The sequence below is a fragment of the Collinsella sp. CLA-ER-H3 genome (assembly GCF_040092425.1).
Classification (GTDB): Bacteria; Actinomycetota; Coriobacteriia; order Coriobacteriales; family Coriobacteriaceae; genus Collinsella.
Window position 1 is genome coordinate 1 of record NZ_JBBNLP010000021.1, and the last position, 1,816, is coordinate 1,816.

Sequence of the window (1,816 nt, forward strand, 5' to 3'; positions counted from 1 at the left end):
GCGAGGCTCGAGAGCGTCACCACTTACATCCAGAGGGGCAAGTCGCCGAAGTATTCGACCGTCGAGAAATACCCCGTGATCGCCCAAAAGTGCAACCAATGGAGCGGATTCTCCGTGGAAAAGGCGAGGTTCATCGACCCAGCCACCGTATCCAAGTACGCGGATGAGCGGATTCTGAAGGATGGTGACCTTCTCTGGAACTCGACCGGCCTCGGCACGTTGGGCAGGATGGCGGTCTATGACTCGGCGAAAAACAGATACGGCTGGGCCGTCGCCGACAGCCACGTGACGGTGATCAGGACGCGGGAAGATTGGCTTGATCACCGGTTTGCCTTCGCCTATTTCGCGGGGCCGTCAGTCCAGTCTGAAATTGAAGACCAGGCAAGCGGCAGCACGAAGCAGAAAGAGCTTGCGCAGGAGACGGTCAGAAACTACCTAATCCCAGTTCCGCCCCTCGCCGAGCAGCGTCGCATCGTTTATGAAGTTGACTGGCTTTTCAAAATACTTGTCTAACTGTTTTCATGACCTCGTCGAAAGGAAGATGTCATGAGAATGTTTGTACAATACTTGCAGGAAAAGGGTTATGCGGAAAACACTGTTGATTCTTATTCCTTTGCAATATGCCAGCTTATCGATAAAACTCAGTCTCTAACAAACCAGTCACTTCTTGCGCACAAAGAGTGGCTGGTTTCTTCATTCGCTCCGAAAACGGTTAACAACCGCATCGGCGCAATTAACACCTACCTTGATTTCATCGCTTTCGATGGAATCCGACTCAAAGGAGTGCGAATTCAACAGAAGCCGTTTCTCGACAATGTCATCAGCAATGAACAATACATGCAGTTAATCAGCGGCCTGAAGCAAGACGGTGATTGGTTTTGGTATTTCATCGTTCGCTTTCTTGGTTGTACGGGTGCGAGAGTAAGTGAGTTAAGACAGTTCAAAGTAGAACACGTTACCGCTGGATATATGGACATTGTTTCAAAAGGCCAGAAGCTCAGGAGAATTTGGATACCTGACTCTTTGCGTGAAGAAAGTCTTACATGGAAAGCCAAGCCAATGAATGGCCTTCTATTTCCAGGCAAAAACGACAACGCGATTACTTCGCGCGGCATATCCGTAGGGTTGAAGCGTGCCGCACTGCGCTATGGCGTCGACCAAGACGTCGTATACCCGCATTCATTTCGGCACTTGTTCGCAAAAAACTTTATCAACCGCAACCCAGATATTTCACTGCTTGCTGATCTTATGGGACACGAAAGCATTGAGACAACGCGAATCTATCTGCGGCGCACTGCCGATGAACAGCGCGCCGCGGTTGATGAAGCAGTCAATTGGTAAGAGCAAATACTTCGGTGACTCTAGAAACAATTCGTTTCTGCTCGCTGGCCGGGGGAACAGGAACTAGAGCGCGATACAGCCTGTTGTCATTGATTGCCGGATAGGCAACCCCCTTCGCGTTCTCATTGGCATTTGCATAAGAGTCAAAGCTAGGAGAAACCAAAAAGTAGAGAAGAAAACTAGGAAGGAATCCGTCAAGACATGAAAGGACAGCAAACCCAGTACTTGCGATGGGCTTAATATTAAAATCCTTATCTACGATACAGGCATTATGCAAATAAGGGCGGACGGTCGCATAGAGAACATCATTCTTTGCGACTAGCTTTCTTGCTCGTGAGGGCGCGTCAGCTGCATTTATAACAGTTTCTTGTCCGAGCTTTTGGTTCACATTGTCAATCGACGAGATGTCGATATAGGCAAAACGCGCCTCAGGCCTCTTCTGCCCGCGATTCAAGACAAGAGACCCTAAACGACG

General features: G+C 49.2%; 3 protein-coding genes. 2 read left to right on the forward strand and 1 reads right to left on the reverse strand.

Annotation, left to right across the window (positions count from 1 at the left end; genetic code table 11):
• The coding region (locus tag AAAX32_RS09970; RefSeq protein ID WP_192934321.1) for a restriction endonuclease subunit S at positions 1-513 on the forward strand (513 nt) is incomplete at its 5' end.
• A gap of 33 nt (positions 514-546) precedes the next feature.
• Positions 547-1,341, forward strand: coding sequence for a tyrosine-type recombinase/integrase (locus AAAX32_RS09975; RefSeq protein WP_006235246.1), 795 nt, complete (start codon positions 547-549; stop codon positions 1,339-1,341).
• Here the strand turns inward: AAAX32_RS09975 and AAAX32_RS09980 are convergent.
• Positions 1,331-1,816, reverse strand: a 486-nt coding sequence (locus AAAX32_RS09980; protein WP_192919620.1) for a restriction endonuclease subunit S, incomplete at its 5' end; no start/stop codon positions are given. The genes AAAX32_RS09975 and AAAX32_RS09980 overlap by 11 nt on opposite strands.

What these genes read in the sequence shown, in the direction of transcription:
- AAAX32_RS09975 (WP_006235246.1), top strand. Translation starts at nt 547, where the DNA reads ATGAGAATGTTTGTACAATACTTGCAGGAAAAGGGTTATGCGGAAAAC.